18 protein-coding genes, 1 pseudogene and 1 riboswitch are annotated in these 17,357 nt (G+C 72.0%); of the genes and pseudogenes, 11 read left to right on the top strand and 8 right to left on the bottom strand.

Annotation, left to right across the window (positions count from 1 at the left end):
- The first annotated feature begins 170 nt into the window (after positions 1-170).
- Positions 171-830, top strand: a complete 660-nt coding sequence (locus AB0F04_RS10210; RefSeq protein ID WP_362039744.1) for a TetR family transcriptional regulator — start codon at positions 171-173, stop codon at positions 828-830.
- A 287-nt stretch (positions 831-1,117) separates the two neighbouring features.
- On the opposite strand, the gene AB0F04_RS10215 is transcribed toward AB0F04_RS10210, so the two are convergent.
- Together AB0F04_RS10215 and AB0F04_RS10220 are read right to left on the bottom strand one after the other, a co-directional pair.
- Positions 1,118-1,351, bottom strand: a complete 234-nt coding sequence (locus AB0F04_RS10215) for a ferredoxin (RefSeq protein WP_362039745.1) — start codon at positions 1,349-1,351, stop codon at positions 1,118-1,120.
- A gap of 2 nt (positions 1,352-1,353) precedes the next feature.
- Positions 1,354-2,805: an aldehyde dehydrogenase gene (locus tag AB0F04_RS10220; RefSeq protein WP_362039747.1), complete on the bottom strand. Its 1,452-nt coding sequence runs from the start codon at positions 2,803-2,805 to the stop codon at positions 1,354-1,356.
- 159 nt (positions 2,806-2,964) lie between these two features.
- Between AB0F04_RS10220 and AB0F04_RS10225 the strand changes: the two genes are divergently transcribed.
- The 3 genes and pseudogenes from AB0F04_RS10225 (at position 2,965) to AB0F04_RS10235 (ending at position 5,214) form a co-directional block, all read left to right on the top strand.
- The gene (locus tag AB0F04_RS10225; RefSeq protein WP_362039748.1) at positions 2,965-3,990 is read left to right on the top strand and encodes an MBL fold metallo-hydrolase; all 1,026 of its coding nucleotides are present in this window, start codon (positions 2,965-2,967) and stop codon (positions 3,988-3,990) included.
- Between the two features lie 29 nt (positions 3,991-4,019).
- A pseudogene (locus tag AB0F04_RS10230) lies at positions 4,020-4,250 on the top strand (nuclear transport factor 2 family protein); the annotation flags it as partial.
- Between the two features lie 58 nt (positions 4,251-4,308).
- Complete coding sequence (locus AB0F04_RS10235) at positions 4,309-5,214, top strand: helix-turn-helix transcriptional regulator (RefSeq protein ID WP_362039750.1); 906 nt, start codon at positions 4,309-4,311, stop codon at positions 5,212-5,214.
- A 4-nt stretch (positions 5,215-5,218) separates the two neighbouring features.
- Here the strand turns inward: AB0F04_RS10235 and AB0F04_RS10240 are convergent, their stop codons facing one another.
- Entirely contained in the window at positions 5,219-6,034 is an 816-nt protein-coding gene (locus tag AB0F04_RS10240; RefSeq protein WP_362039752.1) for an SAM-dependent methyltransferase, read from the bottom strand.
- 35 nt (positions 6,035-6,069) lie between these two features.
- The gene (locus AB0F04_RS10245; RefSeq protein WP_362039754.1) at positions 6,070-6,750 is read right to left on the bottom strand and encodes a phosphotransferase; all 681 of its coding nucleotides are present in this window, start codon (positions 6,748-6,750) and stop codon (positions 6,070-6,072) included.
- Between the two features lie 45 nt (positions 6,751-6,795).
- Positions 6,796-6,930: riboswitch (cobalamin riboswitch) on the top strand.
- Between the two features lie 112 nt (positions 6,931-7,042).
- Here AB0F04_RS10245 and AB0F04_RS10250 point away from each other — a divergent pair.
- From AB0F04_RS10250 to AB0F04_RS10270, 5 genes are read left to right on the top strand one after another with little or no spacing between them, the layout of a single operon-like run.
- Entirely contained in the window at positions 7,043-8,254 is a 1,212-nt protein-coding gene (locus tag AB0F04_RS10250; RefSeq protein WP_362039756.1) for a prenyltransferase/squalene oxidase repeat-containing protein, read from the top strand.
- Positions 8,251-8,886 (top strand): SCO2322 family protein, encoded by a 636-nt coding sequence (locus AB0F04_RS10255; protein ID WP_362039758.1) that lies wholly within the window; start codon positions 8,251-8,253, stop codon positions 8,884-8,886. The genes AB0F04_RS10250 and AB0F04_RS10255 overlap by 4 nt, the downstream gene beginning before the upstream one ends.
- On the top strand, positions 8,879-9,970 hold the full coding sequence (locus AB0F04_RS10260; RefSeq protein WP_362039760.1) for an energy-coupling factor transporter transmembrane component T: 1,092 nt from the start codon (positions 8,879-8,881) through the stop codon (positions 9,968-9,970). The genes AB0F04_RS10255 and AB0F04_RS10260 overlap by 8 nt, the downstream gene beginning before the upstream one ends.
- The gene (locus tag AB0F04_RS10265) at positions 9,967-11,625 is read left to right on the top strand and encodes an ATP-binding cassette domain-containing protein (RefSeq protein ID WP_362039763.1); all 1,659 of its coding nucleotides are present in this window, start codon (positions 9,967-9,969) and stop codon (positions 11,623-11,625) included. Before AB0F04_RS10260 ends, AB0F04_RS10265 begins: the two co-directional genes overlap by 4 nt.
- Positions 11,622-12,488, top strand: coding sequence for an ECF transporter S component (locus AB0F04_RS10270; protein ID WP_362039764.1), 867 nt, complete (start codon positions 11,622-11,624; stop codon positions 12,486-12,488). Before AB0F04_RS10265 ends, AB0F04_RS10270 begins: the two co-directional genes overlap by 4 nt.
- A gap of 162 nt (positions 12,489-12,650) precedes the next feature.
- Here AB0F04_RS10270 and AB0F04_RS10275 read toward each other — a convergent pair whose 3' ends face one another.
- Entirely contained in the window at positions 12,651-13,571 is a 921-nt protein-coding gene (locus AB0F04_RS10275; protein ID WP_362039766.1) for a chlorophyllase, read from the bottom strand.
- Positions 13,572-13,695: 124 nt separating this feature from the next.
- Here AB0F04_RS10275 and AB0F04_RS10280 point away from each other — a divergent pair, with 124 nt between their 5' ends.
- Entirely contained in the window at positions 13,696-14,286 is a 591-nt protein-coding gene (locus AB0F04_RS10280) for a TetR/AcrR family transcriptional regulator (protein WP_362039769.1), read from the top strand.
- A 3-nt stretch (positions 14,287-14,289) separates the two neighbouring features.
- On the opposite strand, the gene AB0F04_RS10285 is transcribed toward AB0F04_RS10280, so the two are convergent.
- Entirely contained in the window at positions 14,290-15,525 is a 1,236-nt protein-coding gene (locus tag AB0F04_RS10285) for a cytochrome P450 (RefSeq protein WP_362039771.1), read from the bottom strand.
- A gap of 218 nt (positions 15,526-15,743) precedes the next feature.
- Here AB0F04_RS10285 and AB0F04_RS10290 point away from each other — a divergent pair, with 218 nt between their 5' ends.
- Entirely contained in the window at positions 15,744-16,913 is a 1,170-nt protein-coding gene (locus AB0F04_RS10290) for a steroid 3-ketoacyl-CoA thiolase (RefSeq protein ID WP_362039773.1), read from the top strand.
- Here AB0F04_RS10290 and AB0F04_RS10295 read toward each other — a convergent pair.
- Positions 16,897-17,082, bottom strand: a complete 186-nt coding sequence (locus tag AB0F04_RS10295; protein WP_362039775.1) for a DUF397 domain-containing protein — start codon at positions 17,080-17,082, stop codon at positions 16,897-16,899. The genes AB0F04_RS10290 and AB0F04_RS10295 overlap by 17 nt on opposite strands.
- The coding region (locus tag AB0F04_RS10300) for a Scr1 family TA system antitoxin-like transcriptional regulator (RefSeq protein ID WP_362039776.1) at positions 17,063-17,357 on the bottom strand (295 nt) is incomplete at its 5' end. The genes AB0F04_RS10300 and AB0F04_RS10295, both read right to left, overlap by 20 nt.

Here is a 17,357-nt window from a genome sequence, read left to right on the forward strand (position 1 = left end):
CGGGACGCTAATCTAGAACAAGTTTCAGACTTGATCGTTCGGAGGCTCTGAATCTACCGGCAGGTAAGGGTGCTGTGAGCAGTGGATCAGGTGATTCACGCCACGACCGGGCCCGTGCCATGCTGTGTGATCACTCGTCCTCACGGACGGTCACGGAACGGGACCGACACATGCCCGCGGAAGCCAAGGTGAGCGCCAAGGTGAACAAGCCGGCCAAGGTGGAAGCCAGAGCGGCAGCCCCCGCCTCCCCGCCCCTCACGGAACGGCAGGAGGCCCGCCGTCGCCGCATCCTGCACGCGAGTGCGCAGCTGGCCAGCCGGGGCGGCTTCGACGCCGTGCAGATGCGGGAGGTCGCGGAGTCCTCCCAGGTTGCGCTCGGCACGCTGTACCGCTACTTCCCGTCCAAGATCCACCTGCTGGTCGCCACGATGCAGGACCAGTTGGAGCACATGCACGGCACCCTGCGGAAGAAGCCGCCGCAGGGCGAGACGGCGGCCGAGCGGGTCGCGGAGACGCTGATGCGGGCCTTTCGGGCGTTGCAGCGCGAGCCGCATCTGGCCGATGCGATGGTCCGCGCGCTGACGTTCGCCGACCGCAGCGTGAGCCCGGAGGTCGACCAGGTCTCCCGCCAGACGACGGCGATCATCCTGGACGCGATGGGCCAGGAGAACCCGACTCCGGAGCAGCTCTCGGCGGTCCGGGTCATCGAGCACACCTGGCACTCGGCGCTGGTCACCTGGCTGTCGGGCCGGGCCTCGATCGCCCAGGTGAAGATCGACATCGAGACGGTGTGCCGGCTGATCGACCTGACAGCGCCGACCGCGCCGTGAGCGCCGCGGACCCCTGGGCACGCGAAGGACCTACGAGACGGGTTCCCTTCGCCGGCATGGTCCGGATCAGGTGATGGGGGTCGCCTTCCGGTCGCCCGGCCTTTCGGCCCTGCGCCTTCCGGCCTCTCAGCCCTACCGTCGCAGTCGGCACCAGCGGAAGCCGGAACTGAAGCTTCCCGCCGACGTCGGCTACTCCGGTCGGACTCCCTCACTCGCCTCGTAGGCCGATTTCCAGAATAAAACGCCTGAAAGGGAATGGAACCCCTCAATCCATGATTTTTCTGGCGTTACTCGTCCGGCGGGAACACGGCCTCCCCGCTGTCCCTCAAGGTGATGACGATCGCCTCCGCCGGGCAGCACTCGGCCGCCTCCAGCACCCGCTCGTTCGCGTCCATGTCCGGGGACGCCGGACGGGACTGGCGGGCCGCGTCCAGGCGGAATCCGTCCGGCGCGCGGTGGAGGCACTGCGCGGAGCCGATGCACAGCGAGCGGTCGACCTCGATGTGCCAGCGGTCGCCCATCGCTAGGCCTGCGCCGGGAGGTGGATCATCTTGTGCTCCAGGTACTCGCCGTACCCCTCGGGCCCGAACTCCCGCCCCAGCCCCGAGTTCTTGTAGCCGCCGAAGGGGCCGAGCATGTCCAGGCTGAAGGTGTTGACGGAGTACGTGCCCGTGCGGACCTGCCGGGCGATGTCGATGCCGTGCTCGACGTCCGCCGTCCAGACGCTGCCGCTCAGCCCGTAGTCGGAGTCGTTGGCGATCTTCACGGCGTCGGACTCGTCGTCGTAGGGCAGCAGGCAGATGACCGGGCCGAAGATCTCCTCGCGGGCGATGCGCATGGAGTTGTCGACGTCGCCGAAGAGGGTCGGTTCGACGTACCAGCCGCGGTCCAGGCCGGCCGGGCGTCCGCCGCCGGTGAGGATCTTTGCGCCCTCCTCCTGGCCGATGCGGATGTAGTCGAGGTTGCGCTGCTGCTGGCGCCGGGCCACCAGCGGGCCCACCTGGGTGGCCGGGTCCAGCGGGTCGCCGACCGTCAGGGCGCCGGCCGCGGCGGCGAGGGCGCCGGCGAACTCGTCGTAGCGGGAGCGCGGCAGGAGGATGCGGGTCTGGGCGACGCAGGCCTGGCCGTTGTTCATCCAGGCCGCGGGGGCGATGCCCGCCACGGCCGTCTCGACGTCCGCGTCGGGCAGGACGACGGCCGCGGACTTTCCGCCGAGTTCGAGCGTGACGCGGGTGAGGTTGCGGGCGGCGACCTCCATCACGCGCTTGCCGGCCGCGACCGACCCGGTGAAGGACACCTTGTCGATGCCGGGGTGCCCGACCAGGTACTCGCTGACCTCCCGGTCGGCGGGCAGGATCGACAGCACGCCCTCCGGCAGCCCGGCCTCGCGGGCGATCTCGCCGAGCAGATAGGCGTCGAGCGGTGACTCGGGCGAGGGCTTGAGCACGACCGTGCAGCCGGTGAGCAGCGCGGGGGCGAGCTTGGCGGCGGCGATGAACTGCGGGACGTTCCAGGGGACCACGGCGGCCACGACCCCGACGGGTTCGCGCCGTACGAGGATCTTGCCGAGCACCCCGTCGCGCCGCTCCTCGTGAGTGAAGTTCCGGGCGACGGTGATCGCCGAGTCCCACACCATCACGGCGCCGAGGGCCTGGGCGAGGACGCTCCAGGAGTAGGGCGAGCCGTTCTGGGCGGAGATCACGCGGGCGATCTCGTCGTGCCTCGCGGTGACGGCGTCCTTGATCCGGCCGACGACCTCGATGCGCTCGGCGAGGCTCATGCGCGGCCATGGCCCCTCGTCGAACGCCCGCCGGGCCGCCGCCACGGCCCGGTCCACATCCGCCGCCGAGGCGTGCGGGACGCGTCCGATGACCTCCTCGGTGTGCGGCGAGACCACCTCGATGACGTCCTGGCCCAGGGGGTCGGTCAACTCCCCGCCGATGAACAGCTGTCCGTGTTCCACGAGCTCGGTCATGGCCGACTGCCTCCCCGGGAGCGTTCTCTGACGGTTCATCAGATACGCCCACTGATACCAGCCCCGCCCCGAGGAGTCCACGGACCGCGCACCACACGGAGACTCCTCGCTGGAACCCGTTCTAGTTATAGTGACGGGGAGCCGGCGACGGGGGACCCCATGACACAGGTGACCGACCACGGCGGAGGCGTCCGGTCGCTCCGGGTCCCGATCCCGGACAACCCGCTCGGTCACACGCTGGTGTACGTCGTCGACACCGACCGCGGCCCGGTGCTGATCGACACCGGCTGGGACGACCCGGAGTCCTGGGACACCCTCGCGCGGGGCCTCACGGCCTGCGGCACCTCGGCCGCCGAGATCCACGGCGTGGTCGTCACCCACCACCACCCCGACCACCACGGCCTTTCCGGCCGGGTCCGGCGGGCGTCGGGCGCCTGGATCGCGATGCACGCGGCGGACACCGCGGTCGTACGGCGGACCCGGGAGGCGCGTCCCGAGCGCTGGTACGCGTACATGGCGGCCAAACTCGCCGCGGCCGGTGCGCCCGAGGAGCACCTCGCGCCCCTGCGCCGGGCCCGCCCCCGTGCCCTGCCCGGCCTCTCCCCCGCCCTGCCCGACCGCGACATCGTCCCCGGCGAACTCCTCGACCTCCCCGGCCGCCGGCTGCGCGCGATCTGGACCCCGGGGCACACGCCCGGCCATGTCTGCCTCCACCTGGAGGAGACCCACCCGGGGCAACTCCCCGGCCGCGGACGCCTGTTCTCCGGAGACCACCTGCTGCCCGGGATCACCCCGCACATCGGCCTCTACGAGGACCCGGACGACGCCACCATCACCGACCCCCTGGGCGACTACCTCGACTCCCTGGAACGCGTCGGCCGCCTCACCCCCGCCGAGATCCTCCCGGCCCACCAGCACCCGTTCTCCGACGCCACCGGGCGCGTACGAGAGTTGCTCACCCACCACGAGTCCCGCCTGACGGACCTGCTGGCGCTGCTCGCCGAGCCCCTCACCCCCTGGCAGCTCGCCGAGCGCATGGAGTGGAACCGCCCCTGGGACCAGATCCCCTACGGCTCCCGCACCATCGCCGTCTCGGAAGCAGAGGCGCATCTGCGGCGGCTGGTGAAGCTGGGGCGGGCGGAGGCGGTACCCGGGAGCGAGCCGGTGACGTACGTGGCGGTGTGAAGGCCGCGCAAGCAGGGGGCGGGGCGAGCACGGTGACATCGCCGGACACCGCCGGGGCGGTCTCCTGCTTCACGACGTACCGCGTCGACGGCTGCGGGGGCGGTGTCGTCCCGGCCGGGCCGCCGGTCCGGATCGGGCACTACGAGGACACGTTCCGCCGGGTCGGCGACGGGTCCCGGCTGCTCGCCTCACGCCCCCTCCACCTTCCCTTCGGCGGACCCGCGCCGCACCCGAACCCGCCTGCCCCACAAGGCCCTTGATGCCGCCGGACGCCCCCTAGGATGGTCGGAAGCAACGCTCGCACCGGGAGAGACGCCCATGGGCACCGACGAAGCCGCACGCACGACGACCGGCAGCGGGTCCCTGGACAGCGGGTGCGCCGGGCCCATGGTGCCGCGGCTGGCCCTGGGGGCCCGGCTGCGCGGGCTGCGGGAGGAGCGGGGCATCGGGCGGGCGGACGCGGGGCATGTCATCCGCGCCTCCTCGTCCAAGATCAGCCGGATGGAGGCGGGCCGCCACGGCTTCAAACTGCGCGACGTGGCTGACCTGCTGACGCTCTACGGCGTCACGGACGAGGCCGAGCGCGCCACCCTGCTGGCGCTGGCCGAGCAGGCCAACACCCCCGCCTGGTGGCGGTCCTACAGCGATGTCGTGCCCGCCTGGACGCAGACCTACCTCGGGGCCGAGCAGGCGGCGAGCGTCATCCGCTGCTACCGGGTCCAGCGTGTTCCCGGTCTGCTGCAGACCGCCGACTACGCGCGGGCCGCCGTCCGGCTCGCGCACCCGGACGCCGGCGCGGCGGAGACCGACCGCCGGGTGGCGCTGCGGATGGCACGCCGGCGGATCCTGCACCGGCAGCCGGCGACCCGGCTGTGGGCCGTGATCGACGAGGCGGCGCTGCGCCGCCCCGTGGGCGGCGTCCGTGTGATGCGCGAGCAGCTGAGGCACCTCATCGACAGCTGCCGGCTGCCGAACGTCACGGTGCAGATCCTGCCGTTCAGCGCCGGCGCGCACGCCGCGGAGTGCGGTTCGGTCACCATTTTGCGGCTGCCCGGTGGGCAGTTGCCCGACGTGGTCCACCTGGAGCAGCTCACCGGGGCCCTCTATCCGGACCGGCCGGCCGAGATCGAGTGCTACTGGGACGCGATGAACCGGCTGGTGGTCGAAGCCGAGTCGCCCGACGAGACTCCGACCCTCCTGCACCGCATCCTTCAGGAGACCTGACGGCTCAGTTCTTGCGGGCGACGCCGCCGTACTGGTGGACTTCGGCCGGGAGGCCCAGGGCCGCCGCGTCGGGACGCCAGCGCGAGCAGGACGCCACACCCGGATCGAGCAGCTCCAGGCCGTCGAAGTAGCGCGCGATCTGCTCGGGGCTGCGCAGGATGTACGGGATCGAACCGCCGTCGTTGTACGTCTGGATGGCCCGGACGTAGTCCTCGCTGGTGTCGGTGGAGTCGTACTGCACGAGGTAGCTGCCTGGGGGCAGCGCGTCCACCAGCCGCCGGACGATCGAGCGGGCCTCGTCGTGGTCCTCGATGTGGCCCAGGATGCCCATCAGCATGAGGGCGACGGGCCGGTCGAAGTCGAGTGTCCTCGCGGCTTCCCGGACGATCGTGCCGGGCTCGCGCAGGTCGGCGTCCACGTAGTTGGTGACGCCTTCCGGTGTGCTGGTGAGCAGGGCACGGGCGTGGGCCAGCACCAGCGGGTCGTTGTCCACGTAGACGATCCGGCTCTCCGGCGCCACCCGCTGGGCGATCTGGTGGGTGTTGTCCACGTTGGGCAGGCCGGTGCCGATGTCCAGGAACTGGCGGATGCCCTCTTCGGCGGCGAGGTGGCGCACGGCACGGGCGAGGAAGTAGCGGGCGGCGCGGGCCCCGGTCTCGATCCCGGGGAACACCTCGCGGAACGCGTCACCGGCGACCCGGTCGACTTCGTAGTTGTCCTTGCCGCCCAGCCAGTAGTTCCAGATCCGGGCCGAGTGCGGCACCGAGGTGTCGATCTTGGGGAACGGCTCCTGCTCGGGGGTCTCCGCCTGGTCGGTCATGGACGCTCCTGCGTGTGTGGTCGGGGAGCCCCACGTTAGCCCCTCCACCCCCGAGAGAGGATCAACTCCTCGGCGCATCCCAGCAGTTCGACCTCCCGCCGACTCATCACCGGACTCGCGCCCCGGCGGCACAGGGCCTTGGTCAGGAAGGGGCGGGTGAGCGGGGACGGACCGGCGAGGAGGGCGGTCAGCATGACGTCGGCGGGTGCGGAAAGGAGGTCTCCGGCGACGGCGGCCTGCGCGAGGATCACCGCGGTCGTCGCCCAGTCCAGCCCAGGGTCCCCCTCCGCCGCATCAGACCAGTCGATGACCCGGGGGCCGTCGGCGGTGAGGATCACGTTCTCCGGGTGCAGGTCCAGGTGGAGGACGCTGACGGCCGGGTCGGTGGAGCACGGGGCGGGGACGGCGTGGAGGTCGCGCAGCAGCCGGGCGAGGAGGGAGCCCGCCTCGGTCAGGTCGAAGGTGCCCGCCAGGCAGGCCTGGAGCATCGTCGGGCCGGAGAGCCGCTCCATCATCAGGTCGGAGCGCGAACCGGCCGGGCGCACACGCGGCACCGGATACCCGTGGGCGCGCACATGCTCCATCACCGCGCCCTCGGTGGCCGCGTCACCCCCGCCGTCGCGCTCATGGCGCAGCACCCACGCCTCGTCGATCTCGTACACATCGGCACGACGCCCCGAGCCGAGCAGCTTTCCCGGTGGAGGTGTGGTCGGCATGGGGCGAAGCTTTCCGGCCCACCCGGCACCCCCTCAACCCGTTTCCTACGTGCGGGTACAGTAAGCGGGTCGTCATCACACCGTACGGGGGGAAGCCGGTGCAATTCCGGCGCTGACTCGCAACCGTGACCGCCGCGCACAGGCGGGAGCCGGATCGCCGCGTACGGTTCGTGACCGGCTCGCGTGCCCGGCAGCCCGCCGGTGCGCGGCACCGTCGAGGTATACGGAGCCGAGCCGCCCGGGGGTGTCCCGCGCTGCCCGGCTCCCCAGCAGGGAGAGGCACCCGCCGATCATGAACGTCCGCCGCAGCGCCGCGGTCCTGGCCGCCGTCGCCGTGATCGGCGCCGCCACCCCGGCCGCCGCCGACCCGTCCCCGTCGTCCTCCCAGGCGTTCCCCTCCGCCCTGTACGGCTCGACCGACCCGAAGTACGACGGTGTGTGGCGGCAGTCGCTCGCCCTGCTCGCTCAGGACACGGTGGGCGTGAAGCCGGCGGAGAAGTCCGTGCGGTGGCTGGTGCGCCAGCAGTGCGCCGACGGCGGCTTCGCCTCCTACCGGCCCGACCCCACCACCGCGTGCGACGCCAAGACGATGCTCGACACCAACGCCACGTCCGCCGCCGTGCAGGCCCTGGCCGCGCTCGGCGGGCACGACGGCACCACCCGCAAGGCCGTCGGCTGGCTGAAGTCCGTGCAGAACGAGGACGGCGGCTGGGGCTACTCGCCCGGCGGGGCCAGCGACACCAACTCGACGTCGGTCGTCATCGGCGCGCTCGCCGCCGCGGGCGAGAAGCCCGGCCGGGTCGAGAAGGACGGCAAGTCGCCCTACGACGCGCTGCTGAAGCTCGCCCTGCCCTGCGGCGGGGACGGCGGCGGGGCCTTCGCGTTCCAGCCGGACAAGAAGGGCGGGCTCGCCGCCAACGCGGACGCCACGGCCGCCGGTGTGCTCGGCGCCCTGGGCAAGGGCATGGTCGTCGAGCCCGGCAGGAAGTCCGAGGCGACCTGCGAGAAGGCCACGACGCCGCAGCAGGCGGCGGCGAACGGCGCGGGCTACCTCACCGCCGCTCTCGCCGAGGACGGCAACCACCTCATGTCCGCCCTGGCCGGTGCCGAGCCCCAGCCCGACTACGGCAACACCGCCGACGCGGTCGTCGCGCTCGCCGCGCAGGGGAACGCCTCCCAGGCGGAGAAGTCCGTGCGCTGGCTGGAGAAGAACTCCGCGTCCTGGGCCGCCCGGAGCGGTCCGGCCGCCTACGCCCAGCTGATCCTCGCCGCCCACGCCACGGGCACGAACCCGCGCGACTTCGGCGGCGCCGACCTCGTCAAGCAGCTGGGCGCGACGGGCCCGGCCCCGCAGACCGCCGGGAAGACCGGAACCAAGGCCTCGGACGAGAAGGAGGACTCCGGCTCCGGCTTCTTCGGGGTCTGGTGGTACGTCGGCGTCTGCCTGGTCGCCGGCATCGGCATCGGCTTCCTGTTCACCGGCCGCAAGAAGCAGCAGCTGTGACGCGCCGGGTCCTTCTGCTTCTCCTGGCCTCGCTCCTGCTGTGCGCGGGGGCGGGCCAGGCCCAGGCCGCCGGTTACCGGTACTGGTCGTTCTGGGAGCGCGACGCCGGCCACTGGGTCTACGCCACCCAGGGCCCGTCCCAGGCCCGCCCCTCGGACGGTGACGTCCAGGGCTTCCGCTTCGCGGTGAGCGAGGACTCCGCGGACGCGGCCCGGCCACGAGGCGCGGCCCGCTTCGCGGCGATCTGCGCGAAGACGCCCGCGCAGGACGGCAGGAAACGGGTGGCCCTGGTCATCGACTTCGGCACACCGTCGGACGCACCGGGGGGCGAATCCCCGCCCGCCGCCCGCACGGCCTGCGCCCGCGTCTCCCCCGACGCGACGACGGCCGAGGCCCTTGCCACGGTGGCCGAGCCGCTGCGCTACGACACCAACGCCCTGCTGTGCGCGATCTCGGGCTATCCGCGGAAGGGCTGCGGCGAACAGGTCTCCCAGCAGCAGCGAGAGCGCAAGCCGGCTGTGGAGCAGAACTCCCCCTCGGACGACGGGCCGTCCCTGGGCCTGATCGGCGGCATCGCCGTGGTGGTGGTCCTGGGCGGCGCGGCGATCTGGCAGGTACGCCGGCGTGGGTAGCAGCCCTCGGTGTCGAGGCCGAGCCCAACTGCACCCCGGAGCCTGGTGGCTCTGGGCGCTCGCCCTCGGTACCGCGGCCACCCGCACCACCAACCCCCTGCTCCTCGCCCTCCTCGTCATGGTCTCCGCCTACGTCGTGGCCACCCGCCGCCCGGACACCCCCTGGTCCCGCTCCTACGGCGCCTTCGTCAAACTCGCCCTCGCCGTGATCCTCGTCCGCCTGCTCTTCGCGACCGTCCTCGGCTCCCCCATCCCGGGCACGCACCCCCTCCTCACCCTCCCCGAGCTTCCGCTCCCCGCCTGGGCCCAGGGCATCCGCCTCGGCGGCGAGGTGACCGCGGAGGCCCTCACCTTCGCCCTGTACGACGGACTGAGACTGGCCACGCTCCTCATCTGCGTCGGCGCCGCGAACGCCCTCGCCAATCCCTCCCGCCTCCTGAAGTCTTTGCCGGGCGCCCTGTACGAGCTGGGTGTCGCGGTCGTCGTCGCCCTCACCTTCGCCCCGAACCTCATCGCCGACGTCCGGCGCCTGCGCGCCGCCCGCCGCCTGCGCGGCCGCCCGGACAGGGGCATCAGGGGCCTGCTGCAGGTGGGGCTCCCGGTCCTGGAGGGCGCGCTGGAGCGTTCGGTCTCCCTGGCCGCCGCGATGGACGCCCGCGGCTACGGCCGTACCGCCGACGTCCCGCCCGCCGTACGCCGTACCACCGCCGCCCTCACCCTCGGCGGCCTGCTGGGCGTCTGCGCGGGAACGTACGGCCTGCTCACGGCCGAAGGCGGCGCGTACGGCCTGCCCGTGCTGCTCGCCGGTCTCACCGCTGCCCTCGCGGGCCTCAAGCTAGGCGGCCGCCGGTCCCTGCGCACCCGCTACCGCCCGGACCGCTGGGACGTGCGCGCCTGGCTGGTCGTCGCCTCCGGCGTCGCGGCCGCGGCCCTGCTCGCCCTCGCCGCGGCCCGCGACCCGGCGGCCCTGCACCCGGGCGTGGTCCCCCTGGTGGCCCCGACCCTCCCCCTCGGGCCGGCTGCGGCCGTACTCCTCGGCCTGCTTCCGGCGTTCGTCGCCCCCGACCCCAAGGAGCCGTCGTGATTCGCTTCGCGGATGTCTCCGTGATCTACGACGGGGCCGACGGACCCACCGTGCGGGGCGTCGACTTCGAGGTCCCGGAAGGCGAACTCGTCCTGCTGGCGGGCCCGTCCGGCGTGGGCAAGTCCACGGTGCTGGGCGCGGTCAGCGGTCTCGTGCCGCACTTCACCGGCGGCACCCTGCGCGGCCGGGTCACGGTCGCCGGCCGCGACACCCGCACCCACAAGCCGCGCGAACTGGCCGACGTCGTGGGCACGGTCGGTCAGGACCCGCTCGCCCACTTCGTCACCGACACCGTCGAGGACGAACTCGCCTACGGCATGGAGTCGCTGGGCCTCGCCCCGGACGTGATGCGCCGCCGCGTCGAGGAGACGCTCGACCTGCTCGGCCTGGCCGGTCTGCGGGACCGGCCGATCGCCACCCTCTCCGGCGGCCAGCAGCAGCGCGTCGCGATCGGCTCGGTCCTCACCCCGCACCCGAGCGTCCTCGTCCTGGACGAGCCGACCTCCGCGCTGGACCCGGCGGCCGCCGAGGAGGTGCTGGCCGTCCTGCAGCGGCTCGTCCACGACCTCGGCACGACGGTCCTCATGGCCGAACACCGACTGGAACGCGTCATCCAGTACGCCGACCAGGTCGTCCTCCTGCCCGCCCCGGGCGCCTCCCCGGTCCTGGGCGATCCGGCCGAGGTGATGGCCGTGTCCCCGGTGTACCCGCCGGTGGTGGCCCTGGGCCGCCTCGCGGGCTGGACCCCCCTTCCCCTGACGGTCCGCGACGCCCGTCGCAGGGCGGGAGATCTCAAGCAAGAGCTGGAAGACGCCGCTCCCGAGGGGCGCGGGGAACTGCGCGACAAGCCACGGACATCCCGCACCCGCAAGCGATCCGCACACACCACCCCCCTGGGTGACGTACGGGCCCTCTCGGTCACCCGCGGCCGCGTCCAAGCGCTGCGCCACATCGACCTCACCGTCACCCCCGGCGAGACCATCGCCCTCATGGGCCGCAACGGCGCCGGCAAATCCACGCTCCTCAACGCCCTGGTCGGCCTCGTCAAGCCCAGCTCCGGATCCGTCCGCCTCGGCGACGCCACCCCCCACCGCACCGCACCGAAGGACCTCGTCCGCAAGGTCGGCCTGGTCCCGCAGGAGCCGCGGGATCTGCTCTACGCCGACACCGTCGCCGCCGAGTGCGCGGCGGCCGACGAGGACGCGGGCGCGGCCCCTGGCACCTGCCGGGCCCTGGTCACCGAGCTGCTGCCCGGCGTCACCGACGAAACCCACCCCCGTGACCTCTCCGAGGGGCAGCGGCTCGCGCTCGCCCTGGCCGTCGTGCTGACCGCCCGGCCCCCGCTGCTCCTGCTGGACGAGCCGACCCGGGGCCTGGACTACGCGGCGAAGGCCCGGCTGGTGGCGGTGCTGCGCGCGCTGGCCGCCGAGGGGCACGCCATCGTCCTGGCCACGCACGACGTGGAGCTCGCGGCGGAGATCGCCCACCGGGTGGTGCTGCTGGCCGAGGGCGAGGTGATCGCGGACGGCCCGACGGCCGATGTCGTGGTCTCCTCGCCGTCGTTCGCACCGCAGGTCACCAAGATCCTGGCCCCGCAGCACTGGCTCACGGTCGCCGAGGTCCGCGCGGCGCTTCCGTCCGGAGCCCGCTCGTGAACACCCAGAAGCAAGCCCGGGCCGTCCGCCTCGGCCCCCGCTCGGTCGCCGCCCTGATCCTCGTCAGCGCCGTGGGCGTCGTGGCCATCGGCTGGCCGTTCCTGACCCCGCCCACCTCGCGGCTCAGCGCCCACGCGCAGGACGCACCGTGGCTCTTCGCGGGCCTGCTGGTACTGCTCGTGGCGGTGGTGGCGGCGGCGATCTCGGAGTCCGGTCTCGGCCCGAAGGCGGTCGCGATGCTCGGCGTGCTGGCCGCCACGGGAGCGGCCCTGCGGCCGATCGGCGCCGGTACCGCCGGTGTCGAGCCGATGTTCTTCCTGATGGTGCTGAGCGGCCGGGTGCTCGGCCCGGGCTTCGGGTTCGTGCTCGGCTCGGTGACGATGTTCGCGTCGGCGCTGCTCACGGGCGGGGTCGGGCCGTGGCTGCCGTTCCAGATGCTGGCGATGGGCTGGTTCGCGATGGGCGCGGGCCTGCTGCCCGGCCCGGACCGGCTGCGCGGCCGGGCCGAGCTCGCGCTGCTCGCCGGTTACGGCTTCCTCGCCGCGTTCGCCTACGGGACGGTGATGAACATGGCGGGCTGGCCCTTCATGGGCGCTCTCGCCTCGAACGTGGCCTTCGACCCGCAGGCGCCGGTCGCCGAGAACCTGGCCCGTTTCGTCGCGTACTGCGTCGCCACATCGCTCGGCTGGGATCTGGGCCGGGCCCTCGTCACGGTCGTGCTGACCCTCGTCGTGGGGCCCGCGGTCCTCAGGGCGCTGCGCCGGGCCACGCGACGGGCGGCCTTCGAGGCTCCGGTCACGTTCGAGGCGTCCGGCAGTGAAGCGCCCCACATGACCCGCGTCACGTACGAAGCGAGGCCGTAGACACAAGCCGCAGGTCACACCGGCTCACCCATCCCCCACATGCGGCCGAACCTAGTACGAGGGGTCTTTGCGGGCGCGGCTCGAGCCCTGTTTCTCTGGACGATCAGGCGACGGCCCCTCGATCCCCGGGGCCGTCGCCTTCACTTTCGTCTACGCCGTCGCCTACTTGCTCCGGAGCTTCCCCAGCGGCTCGGGATCCTCCTCCAGCGCGGCGGCCGCCGCCTTCCAGCCGGTGTCCCCGGGGTACAGGGCGCTGCGCAGGTAGGCGGTGGTGAGGCCCTGGAGCAGTGCGACGCGTGCGGGACTCTCGTCGGTCGTCTCCGCCACCTCGTAGCCGGGGATGCCCCCGAGCGAGTGCTCCGCCCCGAACAGCGTGAGCAGGCTCTTGTTCCCCGGACTGTAGGTGTAGGGGTCGGTGAACCAGTCCGGTCCGCGCGTGGTCAGCGCGGAGTCGTCGTTGTCCCCGGCGACGACGAGCGCAGGTGTGGTCATGGTGTCGAAGGACGGCCTCATGAAGGGCAGGTGCTCGACGGCGAACGGGGTCAGGTCGTCGCCCAGGCCGGCCATGGCGAGCAGCACACCCGCCTTCACACGGGGGTCGGACATGTCCTCGCCGGGAACGCCGTCGGAGTCGAGTACGCGCGCGCCGAGGAGCGTACTCGCCGTCTGGGCTCCCCAGGAGTGGCCGGCCACGGCGACACGGTCGCGGTCGAGGCGTCCGGCGAGGCCCGGTACGGAGGCTTCGAGAACGTCGAGTCCGTCGAGCACGCGGGTGAGGTCCTCGATGCGGACGCGCCAGATCCGCGGCGTGCGGGGGTCTTCGGGAGGCAGGCCCAGCGTCCTGGAGTCCAGGTGGGTGGGCTGCACCACCACGAAGCCCTGGGCGGCCCAGTGGTCCGCCAGCGGGGCGTAGCCGTTCATCGACCAGCCGAAGCCGTGCGAGAAGACGACGACGGGCAGATCACCGCCGGTCGCGGGGGCGGACACGCGGACCTGGAGGTCCTCACCGCGGCCCGGGGCGGGCAGGACCACCGGTTTCGCGGAGATCACCATGGTCGAGTCGGACAGGAAAGTGCCGGGCATGGGGGTGCCTTCCGGTCAGGTCTGTCATCATGAAAGAAACGGAACGCCGTTCCGATTACAGGGCTCACGATACGGAACACCGTTCCGCTTCACAACCGCACGCAACCTCGGGGAAGGACACTCGGTGAACGACAGCGGCCAGAGCGCCGGAAGCTCAGCCCGGTCCAAGCGCAAGGACGCCCGGCGCAACCAGCAGGCCCTGCTGGACGCGGCCGCCGAGGTCTTCGTCAGCTCGGGCGTGGACGCGCCGGTGCGCGACATCGCGGCCAGGGCCGGCGTCGGGGTGGGCACGATCTACCGCCACTTCCCCACCCGGGCAGATCTCGTCATCGCCGTCTACCGCCACCAGGTCGATGCCTGCGCCGAAGCCGGCCCGGCCCTGCTGGCGGCCGGCCCGACGCCCCATGCCGCCCTGGTGCGCTGGGTCGATCTCTTCGTCGACTTCCTGGTCACCAAGCACGGTCTGGCCACCGCGATGCAGGGGGACAGCACCTGCTTCGGGCCGCTGCACACCTACTTCCTCGAACGCCTCCTACCGGTGTGCACGCAACTGCTCGAAGCCGCCGCCGCGTCCGGCGAGATCCGCTCCGACCTGGACGCCTACCCGTTCATGCGCGGCATCGGAAACCTGTGCGTCGGCGCTGACAGCGACCCCCGCTACGACGCACGCCGACTGGTCGCGCTCCTCGTCGCGGGACTGCGCCGACCGCACTGACCGCTACTGAGCCCGAACCCGGAGTTCCTTCACCCCGTTGATCCACGCCGACCTCAATCGACGCGGTTCCTCGGCCAGCCGGAGACCCGGCATGGCGTCGGCGATCGCGTTGAAGATGAGGTCGATCTCCAGCACGGCGAGGGATTTGCCCAGGCAGTAGTGCGGGCCGCCGCCGCCGAAGCCGAGGTGCGGGTTGGGGTCGCGGGTGACGTCGAAGGTGTCCGGGTCGTCGAAGACCTCGGGGTCGTGGTTGGCGGAGGCGTAGAACAGGCCCAGCCGGTCGCCCTTGCGGATGCGCTTGCCGCCGAGTTCGGTGTCCTGGGTGGCCGTGCGCTGGAAGGCGGCCACCGGGGTCGCCCAGCGCACGATCTCCTCCGCCGCCGTCTCCGGCCGGTCGCTCTTGTACAGCTCCCACTGGTCGGGGTGGGTGAGGAAGGCGTGCATGCCGTGGGTGATGGCGTTGCGGGTGGTCTCGTTGCCCGCGACGGCCAGCATCAGCACGAAGAAGCCGAACTCGTCGGAACTGAGGTTGCCCTCGCCCTCCGCCGCGACGAGCTGGGTGACGATGTCGTGGGCCGGGCACTGCTTGCGGTCGGCGGCCATGTTCATCGCGTAGGCGATGATCTCCGTGGCCGACTCGGCGCCGACCTCCTCGGTGATGGCGTACTCGGGATCGTCGTAGGCGATCATCTTGTTGGACCAGTCGAAGATCTTGTCCCGGTCCTCCTGCGGGACGCCCATCAGCTCGGCGATCGCCTGCAGGGGCAGTTCACAGGCGACCTGGGTGACGAAGTCGAACGGCCCGGTGTGCGCGCGGGCGGACGCGACGATGGCCCGGGCCCGTGCCCGGAGCCTGTCCTCCAGCGCCCGGATCGCCCGGGGCGTGAACCCGCGCTGCACGATCTGCCGGACCCGGGTGTGCTCCGGGGGGTCCATGTTCAGCAGGATGAGCCGCTGTGCGTCGATGGAGTCGCGCTCGATGTGCTCGTTGAAGCGGATGATCGCCGTGTTGAGGGACGACGAGAACAGCTCCGGGTGCGTGGAGACGTACTTGACGTCGGCGTGCCGGGTGACGGCCCAGTAGCCCTCGTCCTGGAAGCCGGCGAGACCGGCCCGCTGCGGCACCCAGCAGACGGGTTCGGCCCGGCGCAGCTCGGCGAACTCCGGCAGGGGCACGCGGTGGTGCAGCAGGTCGGGGTCGGTGAAGTCGAACCCGTCGGGCAGCGCGGGACAGGGCATGGGCGGCTCCCACCACTCGTACCGGCTCATCGGACTGACGGCCCATCAGCTGTGCGGAGTTGCGGTGAAGGTAGTAACGGGTTCTACAAGTAGCAAGAGGCACGGGCCCGCCAATTGCCCGCACGACTATTGCGGTCACCGAGCGGCCCTCAGCACACTGCTTGCAGAACTAGAACGCGTACTAGTTCCGCTGAGCCTCCCGGAGAGGACCCGCACCCATGGCTGCCGAACCCGTGATCGTCGAAGCCGTACGCACCCCCGTCGGCAAGCGCGGCGGCGCGCTCGCCCATCTGCACCCCGCCTACCTCCTGGGCGAGACCTACCGCGAACTCCTCGGCCGCACCGGCATTCCCGCGGACTGCGTCGAGCAGATCGTGGGCGGGACGGTCACCCACGCCGGCGAGCAGTCCATGAACCCCGCGCGCACGGCATGGCTGACCATGGGGCTCCCGTACGAGACGGCCGCGACGACCGTGGACGCGCAGTGCGGGTCCTCCCAGCAGGCCTCGCACATGGTGGCCAACATGGTCGCCGCGGGCGTGATCGACGTCGGCATCTCGTGCGGGGTGGAGTCGATGTCGCGGGTGCCGCTGGGGTCGGGCTCCAAGCACGGGCCGGGCAAGCCGTTCCCCGACGAGTGGAACGTCGACCTGCCCAACCAGTTCGAGGCGGCCGAGCGGATCGCCCGCCACCGGGGGCTGACCCGCGAGGACGTCGACACGCTCGGTCTCGCCTCGCAGCAACGGGCCGCGCACGCCTGGGCGGAGGAACGCTTCAAACGGGAGACGTTCGCGGTCCAGGTCCCCACGACCGAGGAGGAGCAGCACGCCGGGCAGGGCATGTGGCGCCTGGTCGACAAGGACGAGGGACTGCGCGACACGACGGCGGAGGGCCTGGCCGCGCTGAAGCCGATCATGCCGACGGCGGTCCACACGGCCGGGAACTCGTCGCAGATCTCCGACGGGGCGGCGGCGGTCATGTGGGCGTCCAAGCGGATGACGCGGGCGCTGAAGCTGCGGCCCCGGGCCCGGATCGTGGCCCAGGCGCTGGTCGGTTCCGACCCGCACTTCCACCTCGACGGCCCGATCGACGCGACGAACGCCGTGCTGGGCAAGGCCGGGATGTCGTTGAAGGACATCGACCTCGTGGAGATCAACGAGGCGTTCGCGTCGGTGGTGCTGAGCTGGGCGCGGGTCTTCGACCAGGACCTGTCGAAGGTGAACGTCAACGGCGGCGCGATCGCGCTCGGGCACCCGGTGGGAGCGACCGGGGCCCGGCTCATCACGACGGCACTTCACGAACTGGAGCGCGCGGACAAGGAGTTCGCGCTGATCACCATGTGTGCGGGGGGCGGTTTGGCCACCGGCACGATCATTCAGCGGTTGTAGACGTCCAGTTGATGAAGGTGGTGAAGCTGGCGGGATCGAGGGTGAGGACCGGTCCCGCCGGGGTCTTGCTGTCGCGTATAGCGACGGTGGTGTCCGGGGCTTCGGCGACTTCGAGGCACTGGCCGCCTTGGTCGCCGCTGTACGTCGACTTACGCCACTGCATCTCCATACCGTTCCTCCATCACGCGCCGGATGAGCTCCGCCGAGTCGTTGAGGGAAAGTGCGGCGGCCCGGAGGTGATCGTAACGGAGCGAACACTCCGTGACCGTGTGCGGGTTGGCGGTCGGATGCCCGCTGTCGTACCCCTCCGTGTAGACGATGGTGGGGTCACTGGAGAAGCGGTAGACGCCGAACGAGCCTTGCAGTCCCGCGTGCGCACCAGCTGAGAAAGGCAGCACCTGAATGTTGATCCGAGGGTTGCTCTCGAAGGACAACAAGTGCGCG

Source organism: Streptomyces sp. NPDC029041, from assembly GCF_040637515.1.
GTDB lineage: Bacteria > Actinomycetota > Actinomycetes > Streptomycetales > Streptomycetaceae > Streptomyces.

Bases quoted from the DNA above. Each gene is read 5' to 3' on its own strand.
- AB0F04_RS10210 (WP_362039744.1), top strand. From the start codon at position 171: ATGCCCGCGGAAGCCAAGGTGAGCGCCAAGGTGAACAAGCCGGCCAAG.
- AB0F04_RS10215 (WP_362039745.1), bottom strand. From the start codon at position 1,351: ATGGGCGACCGCTGGCACATCGAGGTCGACCGCTCGCTGTGCATCGGC.
- AB0F04_RS10220 (WP_362039747.1), bottom strand. From the start codon at position 2,805: ATGACCGAGCTCGTGGAACACGGACAGCTGTTCATCGGCGGGGAGTTG.
- AB0F04_RS10225 (WP_362039748.1), top strand. From the start codon at position 2,965: ATGACACAGGTGACCGACCACGGCGGAGGCGTCCGGTCGCTCCGGGTC.
- AB0F04_RS10235 (WP_362039750.1), top strand. From the start codon at position 4,309: ATGGGCACCGACGAAGCCGCACGCACGACGACCGGCAGCGGGTCCCTG.
- AB0F04_RS10240 (WP_362039752.1), bottom strand. From the start codon at position 6,034: ATGACCGACCAGGCGGAGACCCCCGAGCAGGAGCCGTTCCCCAAGATC.
- AB0F04_RS10245 (WP_362039754.1), bottom strand. From the start codon at position 6,750: ATGCCGACCACACCTCCACCGGGAAAGCTGCTCGGCTCGGGGCGTCGT.
- AB0F04_RS10250 (WP_362039756.1), top strand. From the start codon at position 7,043: ATGAACGTCCGCCGCAGCGCCGCGGTCCTGGCCGCCGTCGCCGTGATC.
- AB0F04_RS10275 (WP_362039766.1), bottom strand. From the start codon at position 13,571: ATGCCCGGCACTTTCCTGTCCGACTCGACCATGGTGATCTCCGCGAAA.
- AB0F04_RS10285 (WP_362039771.1), bottom strand. From the start codon at position 15,525: ATGCCCTGTCCCGCGCTGCCCGACGGGTTCGACTTCACCGACCCCGAC.
- AB0F04_RS10290 (WP_362039773.1), top strand. From the start codon at position 15,744: ATGGCTGCCGAACCCGTGATCGTCGAAGCCGTACGCACCCCCGTCGGC.
- AB0F04_RS10295 (WP_362039775.1), bottom strand. From the start codon at position 17,082: ATGGAGATGCAGTGGCGTAAGTCGACGTACAGCGGCGACCAAGGCGGC.